The organism is Streptomyces hypolithicus, from assembly GCF_052934925.1.
Map to the genome: position 1 here is coordinate 1,323,594 of NZ_CM128811.1, position 16,015 is coordinate 1,339,608.

The following is a 16,015-nucleotide window of genomic DNA, read 5'->3' on the forward strand; positions in this document are numbered from 1 at the left end:
CGGTCACCGTCAGGACAACGCCCGCTGCAGTTCCCTCGCGACCTCGGCGGCACGCACATCGTGCAGTGGGGAGCCGGAGCTCCCCGTGACATAGAACGCGTCGACCGCGTTCGCGCCCAGCGTCGAGACGTGCGCGCTGCGGACCCGGACGTCGGCCGACTCCAGGGCGCGGCCGATGCGGTGCAGCAGGCCGGGGGCGTCCTGGGCGCGGACCTCGATCACCGTCGCGAGCCGGGAGCCGGCCGGGGCGACGGTGACGCGGGGCGGCGGCGCCTGGGCTCCCCGGCGCCGCGGGTTCTTCGCGTACGCGCGCTCCCGTTCCGCGAGGCGCGAGGGGATGTCCAGGGAGCCGTCCAGGGCGCGTACGAGGTCCGCCCGCAGCCTGGTCGCCTGGGGCAGCGAGCCGTACTCCGCCGCGACCCGCCAGTCGAGCAGCAGGATCGGGGCCGCCGCGTCGGCGCCGTCCGACACCTGGCCCGGCAGCTCGGCGGCGCGCAGTTCGGCGGTGCGTACGGTCAGCCGGTGCATCGCCAGTACGCCCGCCACGGCCGGCAGCACTCCCGGCTGGTCCGGTACGGCGATCAGCAGTTCGACGCCCAGCGGCTCGGGCTCGGCCTGCGCGGCGTCCTGCGCTCCGCCCTCGAGCTGTGCGCGCAGCGACAGGACGGGCCCGCCGGTGCGCAGCGCCTCCACGACCAGGCGTTCCTGCTCGGCGCTGGGGGCGGTGGGTTCGGGCGCGGCGGGCGCCTGACCGGCGAGTACCGCGGCGACGCGCCCGGCCAGGTCGGTGACGAGCGAGGCCCGCCAACTGCTCCAGGCGGCTGGTCCTGTGGCGAGTGCGTCGGCCTCGGTGAGGGCGTGCAGCAGCTCCAGGGTGCCGGTGGAGCCCACGGCGTCGGCCACGGAACGGACGGTGGCGGGGTCGTCCAGGTCGCGGCGGGTGGCGGTCTCGACGAGGAGCAGGTGGTGGCGTACGAGGGTGGCGATCACGCCGACGTCGGCCCGGTCGAAGCCGATCCGGGTCGCGACGTCGCGGGCGATGACCTCCCCCGCCACCGAGTGGTCGCCGGGCCAGCCCTTCCCCAAGTCGTGCAGCAGGGCGGCGGTGAGCAGCAGGTCGGGGCGGCCGACGCGACGGGTCAGCGCGGCGGCCCGCACCGCCGTCTCGACCAGGTGCCGGTCGACGGTCCAGGTGTGGACGGGGTTGCGCTGCGGGCGGCACCGCACCCGCTCCCAGTCGGGGAGCAGCCGGGTGATGAGGCCTTCGGCCTCCAGGGCCTCCCACACCGCGACGGTCGCCTCGCCGGCGCCGAGCAGCGTGACGAGTTCCGAGCGGGCCTCGGCCGGCCAGGGCACGGGCAGCGGCGCGGCGACGGCGGCCAGGCGGCGTACGGCGTGCAGGTTGATCGGCAGCCCCGACTGGGCGGCGGCCGCGGCGGCCCGCAGCGGCAGGACCGGGTCGCGTTCGGGGCGTGCGGTGCGGGCCAGCACCACTTCGCCGTCCTGCTCGACGACGCCCTCGGCGAGCGGGGTGCGCTCGGGGGCGCCCTTGGCCCCGAGCATGGCGCGCAGCCGGGGGCGGACGGAGCGAGCGCGCAGGACCCGGTTGACCTCGCGCCAGGTGACGTCGCCGGCGTAGGAGATGGTGCGGGCGGCTTCGTACACCTCGCGCAGAAGGGTGTCGGAGTCCAGCAGGCCGAGTTCGTCGGCGACCTGGTCCTGTTCCTGCAGGGCGAGGCGGTCGGTGGCGCGCCCGGTGGTCAGGTGCAGTGCGTCGCGTACGTCGAGCAGGCGGCGGCGCGCCGCGTCGAGCCCTTCGCGGGGTGCGTCGGCGAGCCAGGACGCGGCGACGGCGCGCAGCGCGGTGGCGTCACGCAGGCCGCCGCGTGCCTCCTTGAGGTCCGGTTCGAGGAGGTACTGGAGTTCGCCCTGGCGCGCGGCCCGTTCCTGGCACAGCTCGTGGAGCTCGGGCAGCCGTTTGGGGGCGAGGTTGCGCCAGTCGGCGAGGACCGCGGTGCGCAGTCCCGCGGTGACGCCGAGGTCTCCGGCGATGTGCCGGGCGTCGAGCAGTCCGAGGTGGACCTTGAGGTCTTCGCCTGCGGTTTTGCGGGCCTCGGCGGGGGTGCGTACCGAGTGGTCGAGGGCGACGCCCAGGTCCCAGACGGGGTACCAGATGCGGTCGGCGAGTGCGGCGATCGCGCCCCGGTCGGCCTGGCCGGAGCTCCCGTCGTGCAGGAGCAGCAGGTCGAGGTCGCTGCGCGGGGAGAGTTCGCCGCGGCCGTAGCCGCCGACGGCGACGAGGGCCGCGCCGCTCACCCCGCTCGCGCGGGCCGCCGTGGTGAACAGGGCGCTCAGCCAGTCGTCGGTCAGCCGGGAGAGCCCGGTACGGCGGGGCGGCCCGGCCTGGGACTTCTCCTGGAGGAGTCGCAGGCGGGCCGCCGCGTAGCCGCTGGGTCCCGCGTCGGTCGGTTCGGTAGGTACATCCACGCTCGTCACCCAGCAGCTCCCGTTCGCCGTGCGTTGCGGTCAGAGGGCGTCAGGCCCGCGTTCGCCGGTTCGTACCCTGACTGCCGTGTCGACCGGAACGCTCCAGACCTTGCCGTCTCCGATCTTGCCCGTACGGGCGGCCTTGACCACCACCTCGATGAGCTGTTCGGCGTCCTCGTCCTCGACCAGGACCTCGATCCGGATCTTCGGTACGAGGTCGACGGTGTACTCGGCGCCCCGGTAGACCTCGGTGTGCCCGCGCTGGCGGCCGTACCCGCTGGCCTCGGTGACCGTGAGTCCGTGGACTCCGAAGGCCTGGAGGGCCTCCTTGATCTCGTCGAGCCGGTGCGGCTTGACGACCGCGGTGATGAGCTTCATGCGTCCACCTTCTTGTTCTGCGTCGCCGCACCGGCCTTCCCGGTCCGGCCGGACCCGGATGCGGCCTGGCCGGATGCCGTCGTACGCGAGGCCGAACCGCCGCCCGCGCCGCTGAAGTCGTATGCGGTCTCGGCGTGCTCGACCTGGTCGATTCCGGAAACCTCGTCGTCCTCGGGGACCCGCATGCCCATCGTCTTGTCGATGATGAGCGCGAGGAGTGCGGAGGCGACCAGAGAGTAGGCCAGTACCGTGAAGACGCCCACGGCCTGCTTGCCGAGCTGGTCGAGCCCGCCGCCGTAGAAGAGGCCCTTGACGTCGGACTGGACGCCGCCGGTGGCGAAGAAGCCGACGAGGAGAGAGCCGACGACGCCGCCGACGAGGTGGACGCCGACGACGTCGAGGGAGTCGTCGTAACCCAGCTTGTACTTCAGGCCGACGGCCATGGCGCACAGCACACCGGCGATCACGCCCACCGCGATGGCGCCGAGCGGGCTGACGGCGCCGCCGGACGGGGTGATCGCGACGAGGCCCGCGACGGCGCCGGATGCGGCGCCCAGGGTGGTGAAAGCGCCGTGCCGGATCTTCTCGTACGCCAGCCAGGCGAGCATGGCGGCGGCGGTGGCGACTTGGGTGTTGACGAACATCACGGCGCCCACGCCGTCGTCGTTGCCCAGCCAGGAGCCGGCGTTGAAGCCGAACCAGCCGAACCACAGGAGACCGGCGCCGAGCATCACCAGCGGCAGGCTGTGGGGGCGCATCGGGTCCTTCTTGAAGCCGACGCGCTTGCCGATGACGAGGATGACGCCCAGCGCGGCGGCGCCGGCGTTGATGTGGACGGCGGTGCCGCCGGCGAAGTCGATGACGCCCATGTCGAAGAGCCAGCCGCCCTCGGCCCAGACCCAGTGTGCGACGGGGAAGTAGACGACCGTGACCCACAGGACGACGAACAGCGTCCAGGCGGTGAACTTGACGCGGTCGGCGAGGGCGCCGCTGATCAGGGCGGGCGTGATGATCGCGAACATCAGCTGGAAGACGGCGAAGACGTAGACCGGGATGGTCGTGGCGCCCCAGAGTTCGGTGATGCCGATGCCGCTGAGCCCGACGTAGTCGGAGGACCAACCGATGAGGGAGCCGGAGTCGGTGCCGAAGGTGAGGCTGAAGCCGTAGAGCACCCACAGGATCGTGACGATCCCGAGGCTGATGAAGCTCATCATCAGCATGTTGAGGGTGGACTTGACGCGGACCATGCCCCCGTAGAAGAAGGCCAGGCCCGGCGTCATGAGCATCACCAGGGCGGAACAGATGAGCATGAAACCGGTGTTGGCGGCAGACAGTTCGATCGTGTCTGCGGCAAGCGTCGTGATGCCTGGAGGCATCGGCGTCTCCTCGTCGTCGGTGCGGCCCGTGCGGAGGCGGAGCCTGTTGGCCTGATCGGCAGCAAAGGGATGAGCCGGTTGAGCCATGAGGTTCGCGCAGCGCGGTTTCGGTGAATGCCGCTCGATGTTTCGCGCCAGTGACGAAGAGGTCGTGCGTGTTACGTACGGATGAACCACCGCCCGGCGCCGAGGACGCCGGTACTCTCCGCGCCGGGGGCCCACCGCAGGGCGAAAACCGGCCGCGCCGGCTGCCCGGAACGGCCGGGGACCCGGACGGCGGACCCGGCGCGGATCCGTCAGACCGCTTCGGCGGCTTCCGGGAGCCGGGCGGCGAGCTGGTCGGTGAGATCGAGGACCTGAGCCACCTCGCCGAAGTCCCTGGCGGCGGTGTCCACCGTCTTGCGGAGCCGGTTGTTGACCCGCTCGGAGCGCACGCTCTGGGCGACGACCAGGGCCTTTTCGGCCATGACCACGGACTGCTCGGGCTCCCTCTTCAGCAGGTGCACGGTGGCCATGCCGATGAGGTTGAGTGCGTACGACCGCTGGTGCTCCTCGTCCTTGCCGAAAAGCTCCACCGCACGGTCCATGACGGGCTCGGACAGCGAGGCGTAGGTGGGGCTGCGGCCGGCGACGTAGGCCAGGTCGCGGTAGGAGTGCGCGTTCTCGCCGTTGAGCTCGGCCTCGGAGAAGAAGCGGATCCAGTCGGGCTCGGGCTCAGCGTCGATGCCCGCGTCGGAGAAGGTGTCCTCGGCCATGCGGACGGCCCTCTTGCACTTGCTCGGCTGGCCGATGTTGGCGTACGCGCGGGCCTCCATCGCATACAGCATGGCCTGGGTGCGGGGGGTGGCGCAGTCGCGGCTGCCGTACTGCGCGAGGTGCACGAGCTCAAGAGCGTCGTCCGGGCGGCCCAGGTGGATCATCTGGCGGCTCATGCTGGACAGGACGTAACTCCCGAACGGCTTGTCGCCCGCCTCCTTGGCGGCGTGCAGGGCCAGGACGAAGTACTTCTGCGCGGTGGGCTGCAGACCCACGTCGTAACTCATCCAGCCGGCCAGCTCGGCCAGTTCGGCGGCGCACTTGAAGAGGCGTTTGGACGTGGCCTCGGGCTGCGGCTCCTGGAGGAGGTCCGTCACTTCGTGGAGCTGGCCCACGACCGCCTTGCGCCGCAGGCCGCCGCCGCACTGGGCGTCCCACTGGCGGAACATCACCGTCGTGGCCTCCAGCAGGTCCAGCTCCGGCCCGGACAGCCGGGACGGTCGCCGCGCGGCCGAGGCCGACTCCTGGGCGCGGGCCTCGCCGGGCGGTGCGGGGACGAGCCAGCGCTGCATGGGCTCGATCAGGGCGGGCCCGGCGGCGAGCGCCAGCGAGGTCCCGAGGAAGCCGCGCCGGGCGAGCATCAGGTCGCTGCGCGAGAACTCGCTGAGCAGCGCCACCGTCTGCGGGCCCGCCCAGGGCAGGTCGACCCCGGAGACGGAGGGTGACTGGTGCGCGGAGCGCAGCCCGAGGTCCTCCACCGCGACGACACTGCCGAAGCGCTCCGAGAACAGCTCGGAGAGGATCCGCGGGATCGGCTCGCGCGGCTGTTCGCCGTCGAGCCAGCGGCGCACCCGTGAGGTGTCCGTGCTGATGTGGTGCGCGCCCATCTGACGGGCCCTGCGGTTGACCTGGCGTGCCAGCTCGCCCTTCGACCAGCCGCTGCGCACGAACCACGAGCCCAGCTGCTCGTTGGGGCGCTTCCCCGTGTCCGTACCGCCTGCGCCACTGCCGCTCACTGGAACGCCCCCATCCGGCTGAAGCCTCTTTGCGCGAACCCGTAACAGAATGCCGTGAGTTACGGTCCGTTGTCCGGAGGATGCGCCTCCTCGAACAGGGAAGCGACTTGCCTCCGGCATACCCACATGCGTGGTGATTCCGGGGTTCGTGTACCGAAAGTAATCCTACGATCACCCGTCCTGCCATGGCGATTCCATAAACGCCACCATTCGCCACCCCTTCGAATGAACTCCCGCGCGGCCGGGCGCGATTCACTTGACATACGCCGATCGGGAGTCGGCGGAGCGGTGTGCGCCAGGGCGCGCGGACCGCTCCGCACCACCTTTCGCAACACTGTGCGCCGCCGGGCCCCCCCGCCTACGGCAGCGGAGCGTTACGGGGAACCTCCGGATCGTAACCATCGGCGCACTGGACCCGTTGGAGGGGGCATGGGCTTCACGATCGGCCGGGAGACACGGTCCGGCTCACGACGACGCGGCCGCACCTCGGACTGCACGACGGTGGCCGAGTACACAGGGCTGTGGGGCTGGGCGGCGGTTCCCGGCGCCAGAGCGTCCGCGGCGGCCGGCCTGTCCGGGCAGCCGGGGCGGCTCGCCTGCTCCTGCGGCGACACGTCGTGCCGGGCGCCGGGCGCGCACCCCCTGGGCTTCGCACCCGAGGTACCCGCGGGAGCGACCCTCGCCGAGGTCAGCCGTACGTGGTCGGAATTCCCCGGTGCCGCGGTGCTGCTGCCCGTCGGACGCTGCTTCGACATCCTCGACGTCGCCGAGGCCGCCGGGCGCCGGGCGCTCGTACGGCTGGAGCGGATGGGCCTGCCGCTCGGCCCGGTGGCCGCCACCCCCGACGGCCGGGCGCACTTCTTCGTCGCGCCGGGAGCGGCCACCGAGCTTCCCCGGCTGCTCTACCGCATGGGCTGGGACGACGCGGACCTCGACCTGAAGGGGCGGGGCCCCGGCGCCCACATCACGGCGCCACCGTCCGACCTCGGCGGCCTCGGCCCGGTGCGCTGGCTGCGCCCGCCGTCGCTGGACACGGCGCAGTCCCCGCCACAGGCGCGGCTGCTGCTGGGGACGCTGGCGTACGTCGCCCACCGTTCACCGGCGTAACGACAGAAATCGGACGCTGAGGACGCTGACGGACGCCGACTGAGCCGACGGACGCTGACGCGGAAACGCCGGGCCGACTGGCAGGATCCGGTCGGCCCGGCGTGCGGGAAGCGCCCAGGGGCGACGCCCCGGTCAGTCCCCGATGAGCGCGTCGACGAACGCCTCCGGCTCGAACGGCGCGAGGTCGTCCGCGCCCTCGCCGAGCCCGATGAGCTTCACCGGCACACCCAGCTCACGCTGGACCGCGATCACGATGCCGCCCTTGGCGGTGCCGTCCAGCTTCGTCAGCACGATGCCGGTGATGTCCACGACCTCCGCGAACACCCGCGCCTGCACCAGGCCGTTCTGCCCGGTCGTCGCATCCAGGACCAGCAGGATCTCGTCCAGCGGGCCGTGCTTCTCCACGACGCGCTTGACCTTGCCGAGCTCGTCCATGAGCCCGGTCTTGGTGTGCAGCCGGCCCGCCGTGTCGATGAGTACGACATCGGCGCCCTCGGCGATCCCTTCCTTCACCGCGTCGAAGGCGACGGACGCCGGGTCGCCGCCCTCGGGCCCGCGTACGGTGCGCGCGCCGACACGCTCGCCCCAGGTCTGGAGCTGGTCGGCGGCTGCGGCACGGAAGGTGTCGGCGGCGCCCAGCACCACGCTGCGGCCGTCGGCCACCAGGACGCGGGCGAGCTTGCCGGTGGTGGTGGTCTTGCCGGTGCCGTTGACGCCGACGACCATGATGACGCCTGGGGTGTCCAGGCCGCTCTCGGTCTTGACCTCGCGGTCCATGTCCGTACCGAGCAGGTTCAGCAGCTCCTCGCGGAGCAGTACGCGCAGATCGTCCGGCGTACGCGTGCCGAGCACCCGTACGCGCTCGCGCAGCCGCTCGACGAGTTCCTGGGTCGGGGCGACACCGACGTCGGCGGTGAGCAGCGTGTCCTCGATCTCCTCCCAGGTGTCGTCGTCGAGGTGTTCCCGGGAGAGCAGGGTCAGCAGACCCTTGCCGAGCGTGTTCTGCGAGCGGGCGAGCCTGGCGCGTAGCCGCACGAGGCGGCCCGCGGTCGGTTCGGGGATCTCGATCCGGGGCGCGAGGGGCTCGGCGACGACCGGGTCCTCGATGGCGACGGGCTCTTCGACCGCGGTCGACCGGTCGGGGAGATCCACCTCCTCGATGGTCCGGCGCGCTTCGTCGCGAGGTGGCGCCGCATCGTCGCCGACCTGCGGTTCGACGGGCGGAGCAGTGATGGTCGGCGTGCTCGGCGGTGCCTGCGGCGGCAGCTGCTTCTTCTTGCGGCTGCTGACGACGAGCCCGCTGATCGCGCCGACCGCGACCAGGGCGATGACTACGGCAAGGATGAGGATGTCCATAACGCATCCAGTATCGGCCACGGCCTCGAGAAAGACGTACTGCCCCGGCTCAACAGCTGAGCCGGGGCAGTGACGTGTGCGGGGAGCGGGGCAGCGGGGTTCAGCCCATCTCCTCCAGCGCCTTGCCCTTGGTCTCCTTCACGAACTTGAGCACGAAGGGGATCGAGAGCAGGGCGAAGAACGTGTACATCGCGTACGTCCCGCCGAGGTTCCGCTCGGAGAGGCTCGGGAAGCTCGCGGTGATCGCCCAGTTGGCGATCCACTGCGCGGACGCGGCCACGCCGAGCGCGGCGGCGCGGATCCGGTTGGGGAACATCTCGCCGAGGAAGACCCAGACCACCACACCCCACGACAGGGCGAAGAAGAGCACGAATCCGTGGGCCGCGATGAGGGCCACGATGCCCTGGGTCTCCGGCAGCTTGCCGCCGACGAGGTCCGCGGAGAACGCCCAGGACTCGAAGGCGAGGGCGATGGCCATACCGGCGGAGCCGATGAGCGCGAGCGGCCGGCGGCCGATCCGGTCGACGAAGAGCATGGCGATCACGGTGCCGATGATGTTGATGATCGATGTGGTGAAGGAGTAGAAGAACGATGCGCTCGGGTCGATACCGACCGACTGCCACAGCGTCGCCGAATAGTAGAAGGCGACGTTGATGCCGACGAGCTGCTGGAAGACCGAGAGTCCGATGCCGACCCAGACGATGGGCAGGAAGCCGAAGCGGCTGCCGAGCAGGTCCTTGGCGGTGGACTTGTGCTCGCTGTGCATGGCGTGCTCGATCTCGGCGACGCGCGCGTCGAGGTCGATGCCCTTGCCCTCGACGTCGGCCAGGATCTCCTTGGCCTTGGCGGTCTTGCCCACCGAGATCAAGAACCGCGGCGACTCGGGGATCACGAAGGAGAGCATGCCGTAGAGCACGGCCGGGATCACCATCACGCCGAGCATGACCTGCCAGGCCTCGATGCCGAGCAGCTTGCCGCGCTGGTCGCCTTCGGCCAGGTTCAGGATGGCCCAGTTGACGAGCTGGGAGACCGCGATGCCGATCACGATGGCGGCCTGCTGGAACGAGCCGAGGCGGCCGCGGTACACGGGCGGGGCGACCTCGGCGATGTAGGCGGGGCCGATGACCGAGGCCATACCGATGGCGATACCGCCCAGCACGCGCCAGAACGCCAGGTCCCACAGGGCGAAGGGAAGTGCGGAGCCGACGGCGCTGATGGTGAAGAGCGCGGCGGCGATCCGCATGACGCGGATACGGCCGATCCGGTCGGCGATGCGGCCGGCGGTGGCGGCGCCGACGGCGCAGCCGATCAGGGCGATGGCGATGACCTGGGCGAGGGCCGCGGAGCCCACGTCGTACTTGCCGCGGATGCCCTCGACCGCGCCGTTGATCACCGAGCTGTCGTAGCCGAAAAGAAAGCCACCCATCGCGGCTGCCGCCGTGATGAAGATGACGTGGCCGAGGTGATCCGGGTGGGCCACGCGGGCTCCGGACGCCGGCGGTTGCGCAGTGCTGGTCACATGAACTCCTGGTGCCTGGCCGCGGTGCCTGGCGTGGGGGGCAAGCACTTCAAGTGGGGCACAACACCAGCCGCCCACCACTTGAATGTAAAAACGACGTTGCCGAGACTATGCCTTCAAGTGTCGAAGTCAAAGGGGCCGTATGTCACACCCTCTCCGCCCCGGTCGGGCCTGAGATGTGTTCAAGTTTTGAAGATGGTGGCTGAGCTGGTGAAACTCAGCGCAGTCGCTGACTGATGACCTTCGAGACGCCGTCCCCCTGCATGGAAACGCCGTACAGGGCGTCGGCGACCTCCATCGTCCGTTTCTGGTGAGTGATCACGATCAGCTGCGAACTCTCCTGCAGCTCCTCCATGATCCGGATCAGTCGCTGGAGATTCGTATCGTCCAGTGCGGCCTCCACCTCGTCCATCACATAGAAGGGACTGGGCCGGGCCTTGAAGATCGATACCAGCATGGCCACCGCGGTCAGCGACCGCTCACCGCCGGAGAGCAGCGAGAGCCGCTTCACCTTCTTGCCCGGCGGCCGCGCCTCCACGTCCACACCCGTGGTGAGCATGTTGGAGGGGTCGGTCAGGATCAGCCGGCCCTCCCCGCCCGGGAAGAGCCGCGAGAAGACGCCTTCGAACTCACGCGCGGTGTCGTGGAACGCCTCGGTGAAGACCTGCTCCACGCGCTCGTCGACCTCTTTGATCACCTGCATCAGGTCGGTGCGCGTCTTCTTCAGGTCTTCAAGCTGCTCGGAGAGGAACTGGTGCCGCTCCTCCAGCGCCGCGAACTCCTCCAGCGCCAGCGGGTTCACCTTCCCGAGCTGCTGGTACGCCCGTTCGGCGGCCTTCAGCCGCTTCTCCTGCTCGGCCCGCACATAGGGCCGCGGCTGATTGCGCGGGTGCGCCGGGTCCTCCGGCACCTCCTCGCCCTCCGCCGCCGGCGAAGGCGGCACGGGCTGACCGGGCCCGTACTCGGCCACCAGTCCTGCCGGTTCCATGCCCAGTTCCTCCAGCGCCTTGGACTCCAGCTGCTCGATGCGCAGCCGCTTCTCAGCGCCGAGTACCTCGCCCCGGTGAACCGAATCAGTCAACTTGTCGAGCTCGCCCTTGAGATCACGGCCCCGGCCGCGCTCCGCCCCCAGTTCGCGCTCCCGCTCCGCCCTGGCGGCCTCGGCCGCCGTACGCTCCGCGCCGGCCCGCAGCAACGAGACCTCGACGTGCGCCAGCAGCTGCCGCGCGCCCGACGCCACGGCCCCGGCCACCCGCGCCTCGTGGCGCAGCCGGGCGCGGCGCTGCTCGGCGCGCGCCCTCGCCTCACGCTCCGCGCGCGCCCCCCGGTCGAGCGAGTCGGCCCGCCCCGCCAGCGACTTGACCCGTTCCTCGTGCGTACGAACCTGCAGCCGGGCCTCCATCTCGGTCTGGCGCGCATTGGCCCCGTCCGTGGCCAGCCGGTCCCGTACTGAGGTGTCCGGCTCCTCCTGTACGGGCGCCTCCTCGGCCACCAGCAGGCGCTCCGCCAGCTCCTCGGCCTCCTCGGTCGCCCGCTCCAGGGCCTCCTGCGCCTTCGCCGCCGCGGCCGCGGACCGCTCGGCCTCGCCCACCGCGCCGCGGGCCTGCCCGGCGAGCCGCCCGAGCTGCTGCGCCACCCCCGACTTCTCCCGGTCGGCGGCCTGTCGGCGCTCCGCGAGCTCCTCGACGTGTACGGCGCATCCGCTGCGCCGCTCCGCCGCCAGACGCTGCGCCGCCGCCAGCTCCTCGCACCGTACGGCCAGCTCCTCCAGCTCCGCTGCGGCCTCGTCGACGGAGGCCTGCACCTCCAGCAGGCTCGGCGCCCCGGCCGAACCGCCCTGAGCGAAGTACGCGCCGAGGACATCGCCCTCGGCGGTCACCGCGGTGAGGCCGGGCTCGGCCGCGACCAGGTCTTCGGCGTCCTCCAGCGTGCCGACGACCACCATGCCCCGTACGAGCCGCCGCACCGCGGGCATCAGCTCCCCGGGCCCCCACACCAGGTCAGCCACGGCGCGCGGCCCGGCGGCGGAGGAGGTGTCCTGGGCTTCGGCGGTCGACGGGTGCTGGCCGCCCAGGAGCAGTACCGCCCGGCCCGCGTCCTGCTTGCGCAGAAGACGGATCGCGTCGGCGGCCGCGGCCGGGTCGCTCATCGCGATGGCGTCGGCCGCCGCGCCCAGCGCCGCCGCCACCGGGACCTCGTATCCCGGGGTCACCGTCAGCAGCTCCGCCGCCGGACCCAGAAGTCCCGGCAGCCGGGGCTGCGCACCCAGGAGCGCCCCCGTGCCGTCCTTGCGCCGCAGGCCCAGTGCCAGCGCGTCGTGGCGGGCGGACGTCGCCGCCCGGCGGCGCTCGGCGGAGGTGGTGGCCTCCCGGGCGGCCGTGAGCTGCGCCTCCGCTTCGGCGAGCCGGTGCCTGGCCGTCTCGTGCTGCCCGGCAAGGTCCGCGTCGCCGGCGTCCAGACCGTCGACCTCGGCCCGCAGCTGCGCGTACTCCTCCTGCGCGGCCACGGCCCGCTGCTCGGCGCCCTCATGTGCCGCGGCCAGCCGGTCGATCTCCGCCCGCGCCGAACCGGCCCGGCTGCGCGCCGCGCCGACCTGACCCTGCAGCCGGGCCAGCCCTTCACGCCGGTCGGCAATGGCCCGCGCCGCGTCCCTGAGCCGACGCTCCTCGGCGGCCAGCTCCGCCTCCAGTTCGGCCCGGTGCTCGGCCGTGTCCTCCAGAGCCCGCTGCGCCGCGTCCAGGGCTGCCGCAAGCTCCGCCTCCTGCTCACGGATCCTCGCGGCCTCCCGCTCCATCTCCTCGGGATCGCGGCCACGCCGCTCCTCATCGGGGGCCGCCGTCGCGCTCTTGACCCGGGCGTCGGCCAGCGAGACGGTGCCGCGCACCCGCTCCGCGAACTGCGACAGCTCGTACCAGGTCTGCTGGGCACGCTGGAGGCGCGGCGCCAGACGGCGTACCTCTTCCTCCAGTTCGGCCTCGCGCCCCAGCGCGGCCCTGAGCTGTGCCTCGGCGGCGTCCTTGCGCTCCTTGAGGGCCGCCTCGTCGGCGATCTCCGTACGCAGGGCGTCCCTCAGCCGGACCAGGTCGTCGGCGAGCAGCCGCAGCCGGGAGTCGCGCAGGTCTGCCTGGATGACGGCCGCCCGCCGGGCCACCACCGCCTGCCTGCCGAGCGGCTTGAGCTGCCGCCGCAGCTCGTCGGTCAGATCCTGTACGCGCGAGAGGTTCACCTGCATCGCGTCCAGCTTCCGCAGCGCCTTCTCTTTCCGCTTGCGGTGCTTGAGTACGCCGGCGGCCTCCTCGATGAAGGCCCTGCGCCCCATCGGATCGGCGTGCAGAACGGAGTCGAGCTGCCCCTGCCCGACGATGACGTGCATCTCGCGTCCAATACCGGAATCGGAGAGCAGTTCCTGAATATCGAGCAACCGACAGGTATCGCCATTGATCTGGTATTCGCTGCCGCCGTTGCGGAACATGATCCGCGTAATGGTGACTTCGGCGTATGCGATGGGCAGCGCACCGTCGGAGTTGTCGATGGTCAGCGAGACCTCGGCGCGGCCGAGCGGCGGCCGCCCGGTCGTCCCGGCGAAGATGACGTCCTCCATCTTCCCGCCGCGCAGCGACTTGACGCCCTGCTCCCCCATCACCCAGGACAGCGCGTCCACCACGTTGGACTTGCCTGATCCGTTGGGTCCGACGACGCAGGTGATGCCCGGTTCGAACCGCAGGGTGGTGGCCGACGCGAAGGACTTGAAACCGCGGAGAGTCATGGCCTTGAGATGCACCGCCGCACTCTACCTTTCACCGCCGGTTTCACCTGTCAAGGTGCAGGGCACATCAGACGGTAGGGGAAGAGGTCTACGACGGGGGCGGAAAGAAAGAAGGGACGCCGGAGCGTCCCTTGCAATGTCTTGCTGGATAGATCTTGAGCAGATCTCAAGCGGCTGTTACGGACAGCCTGGCGTGGTCTGTCTGCAAACCCCGTCAGGTGAGCGCAGGCTCCGCCTGGGGTACGTCGATGTCGATGCTGTCGAGCAGCGAATCTCCGCGGTGGTGAGCGGCGGCGCTGAGCGCGTCGTTCTCGTCCTGAATCCGGTTGAGCTCGGACTCAAGATCTTGAACGCGCTGCTGAAGCCGTCGCATCTCGGCGAGGAGTCGCGGGTCGGAACCGCCGACGTAACCGAGAAGCGCCTTTGCCATGATGGATGGTCCTCCACAATGAGTGACCGACCGAAGCGGTGGTGGGTCGTGAGGGAATCGCACCCGCGGTGCTTGTCATCATCTGAATCTGTTGTTCTCAATGCCAAACAGCTGGAGTGCGCGGGGATTCCAGAGTCTCACCAAAAAGTTTGACGGTCAACACGATCACGCCCCGTATCGGCGGGCGGCCCGGGGGCACGCGGTCGCGAACTGCGCGACGCGGCCTCTGCAGCGGGGCCCTGGGGGCGTAGAGATCATCCTTAGGTCGGCAGCTTTCCACGGCAAGCCATTCTTGGCAACCACCAGGCCATTTCTGTCCCAGACACCCGTGCGAGTCCCCCTCCTCGCGCCTCCGCCGGGCACCTCTTCGGGGATGCCTTCAGCGGATCGCGAAGTCCGCGTATCCGCGGCGCGGTGTGCCCCAGATCTCCGTCACTCCGTCGACCTTCCCGGGAGTGTCGCAGGAGTGGAGCCACTCCAGGAGACGGTGGCAATTCTCACGCGGGCCCTCGGCCACGACCTGCACACGGCCGTCGTCCAGGTTGAGCGCGAAGCCGACCAGGCCGCCGATCTCCAGAGCGTTTTCCCTGGTGAACCAGCGGAAGCCGACTCCCTGTACTCGGCCGCGCACCCAGGCGGTCAGCCGCACATCTTCGTTCATGACGTCACGCTAACCGGCCAATTGCACATGAGGCACTTCGCCCCCAGCGGTCATGGCGTACAGTCCCGACGAAATGCGTTTCATTCTTTCGGGTGAAGCACGTTTGAGTTGACCATGAAGAGTTTTGAGGCATTCAGGAAGGCACAGGAGATGGGACGCCATCGTCGCTCCGCCGCCGGACCCGTCGCCGCAGATCACGCGGACGTTCCGGCCGGCCGGCACCAGCATGGTGCCCGCCGTCGGAAGAAGCGGGCCACCCCCGTACGCACCGGGCTTCTCGGCGTCTCCGCCGCAGTGGCCCTCGGCGCGGTGGCGGTGACCTCCGGGCTGGTGCCCGGCGCGGACAACTACTCCCTCAGCGGTGGCGGCCCCAGCGACCGCGTCCGCGCCGAGGGGCCGGCCGACCTGGAGACGCAGGGCGGCAGTGGGCAGGAGCCCACGGACCAGCCGTCGGCGCCCGCCTCCCAGGACGCGTCGCCGCAGGGCACGCCGTCGAAGTCCGCTTCGCCGAAGCCGAAGACTTCCGAGCCGTCCAAGGCCGAGGCATCCAGGACGAGCGAGCCCTCCAAGTCCGCGAAGCCTTCCACCAAGCCGTCCACCATTCCCTCCCAGCGGGAGAAGGCGGCCGAGAAGCCCGCCGAGCCGCGCAGGAAGAGCACACAGCCGGACCGCACCCCGGCCGCGCCCGCCCCGAAGACCCCGGACACGGGCGGCACAGGGAACACCCAGGGAACCGACGCCGAAGCGGCAGCCGAGGCCGCCGTCCTGAGCCTGGTCAACCAGGAGCGGTCGAAGGCCGGCTGCTCCCCGGTGCGTGCCGACAACGATCTGGCGGCGCTGGCCGGGAACTTCAGCGAGGACATGGCCGCCCGCGACTTCTTCGACCACACCGACCCCGACGGCGCGGCCCCCTGGGACCGCGCCGAGCGGGCGGGCATCACCGGCCTCGCGGCCGAGAACATCGCCCGCGGCCAGTCCGACGCACAGTCGGTGATGGACTCCTGGATGAACAGCGAGGGCCACCGCGCGAACATCTTGAACTGCGAGTACAAGACCCTGGGCGTCGGCGTGCACATGGCCTCCGGCGGCCCCTGGTGGACGCAGAACTTCGGCTTCTGAGCCCGCACTCTCCTCCCCGGGCTACCGGGGAGGGCCCCGACGCG

11 protein-coding genes are annotated in these 16,015 nt (G+C 71.1%); 2 read left to right on the forward strand and 9 right to left on the reverse strand.

The genetic code is table 11. The features are described from left to right. Positions 1-9: 9 nt before the first annotated feature. From ACU6WZ_RS06020 to nsdA, 4 genes are all read right to left on the reverse strand, one after another. Entirely contained in the window at positions 10-2,496 is a 2,487-nt protein-coding gene (locus ACU6WZ_RS06020; RefSeq protein WP_447032084.1) for a [protein-PII] uridylyltransferase, read from the reverse strand. Positions 2,497-2,526: 30 nt separating this feature from the next. Beyond that, a complete protein-coding gene (locus tag ACU6WZ_RS06025; protein ID WP_030117734.1) occupies positions 2,527-2,865 on the reverse strand; it encodes a P-II family nitrogen regulator in 339 nt (112 codons plus the stop codon). Next, complete coding sequence (locus tag ACU6WZ_RS06030) at positions 2,862-4,241, reverse strand: ammonium transporter (RefSeq protein ID WP_447032085.1); 1,380 nt, start codon at positions 4,239-4,241, stop codon at positions 2,862-2,864. Before ACU6WZ_RS06030 ends, ACU6WZ_RS06025 begins: the two co-directional genes overlap by 4 nt. Before the next feature lie 296 nt (positions 4,242-4,537). After that, positions 4,538-6,013: a transcriptional repressor NsdA gene (gene nsdA, locus ACU6WZ_RS06035; protein ID WP_447032086.1), complete on the reverse strand. Its 1,476-nt coding sequence runs from the start codon at positions 6,011-6,013 to the stop codon at positions 4,538-4,540. A gap of 429 nt (positions 6,014-6,442) precedes the next feature. On the opposite strand from nsdA, the gene ACU6WZ_RS06040 reads away from it, so the two are divergent. After that, positions 6,443-7,120 (forward strand): bifunctional DNA primase/polymerase, encoded by a 678-nt coding sequence (locus ACU6WZ_RS06040; protein ID WP_447032087.1) that lies wholly within the window; start codon positions 6,443-6,445, stop codon positions 7,118-7,120. A gap of 132 nt (positions 7,121-7,252) precedes the next feature. On the opposite strand, the gene ftsY is transcribed toward ACU6WZ_RS06040, so the two are convergent. The 5 genes from ftsY to ACU6WZ_RS06065 form a co-directional block, all read right to left on the reverse strand. Continuing rightward, positions 7,253-8,476, reverse strand: coding sequence for a signal recognition particle-docking protein FtsY (ftsY, locus tag ACU6WZ_RS06045; protein WP_447032088.1), 1,224 nt, complete (start codon positions 8,474-8,476; stop codon positions 7,253-7,255). A 100-nt stretch (positions 8,477-8,576) separates the two neighbouring features. Then, positions 8,577-9,995 carry a sugar porter family MFS transporter gene (locus ACU6WZ_RS06050; RefSeq protein ID WP_447032089.1) on the reverse strand — a complete coding sequence of 473 codons (1,419 nt, stop codon included), beginning with the start codon at positions 9,993-9,995 and terminating at the stop codon, positions 8,577-8,579. Positions 9,996-10,212: 217 nt separating this feature from the next. Then, complete coding sequence (smc, locus tag ACU6WZ_RS06055; RefSeq protein ID WP_447032090.1) at positions 10,213-13,776, reverse strand: chromosome segregation protein SMC; 3,564 nt, start codon at positions 13,774-13,776, stop codon at positions 10,213-10,215. Positions 13,777-13,975: 199 nt separating this feature from the next. Then, positions 13,976-14,191: a hypothetical protein gene (locus tag ACU6WZ_RS06060; RefSeq protein WP_447032091.1), complete on the reverse strand. Its 216-nt coding sequence runs from the start codon at positions 14,189-14,191 to the stop codon at positions 13,976-13,978. Positions 14,192-14,570: 379 nt separating this feature from the next. After that, positions 14,571-14,852, reverse strand: a complete 282-nt coding sequence (locus ACU6WZ_RS06065) for an acylphosphatase (protein WP_447032092.1) — start codon at positions 14,850-14,852, stop codon at positions 14,571-14,573. Between the two features lie 150 nt (positions 14,853-15,002). Here ACU6WZ_RS06065 and ACU6WZ_RS06070 point away from each other — a divergent pair, with 150 nt between their 5' ends. Further along, the gene (locus ACU6WZ_RS06070) at positions 15,003-15,971 is read left to right on the forward strand and encodes a CAP domain-containing protein (protein ID WP_447032093.1); all 969 of its coding nucleotides are present in this window, start codon (positions 15,003-15,005) and stop codon (positions 15,969-15,971) included. Positions 15,972-16,015: the final 44 nt, after the last annotated feature.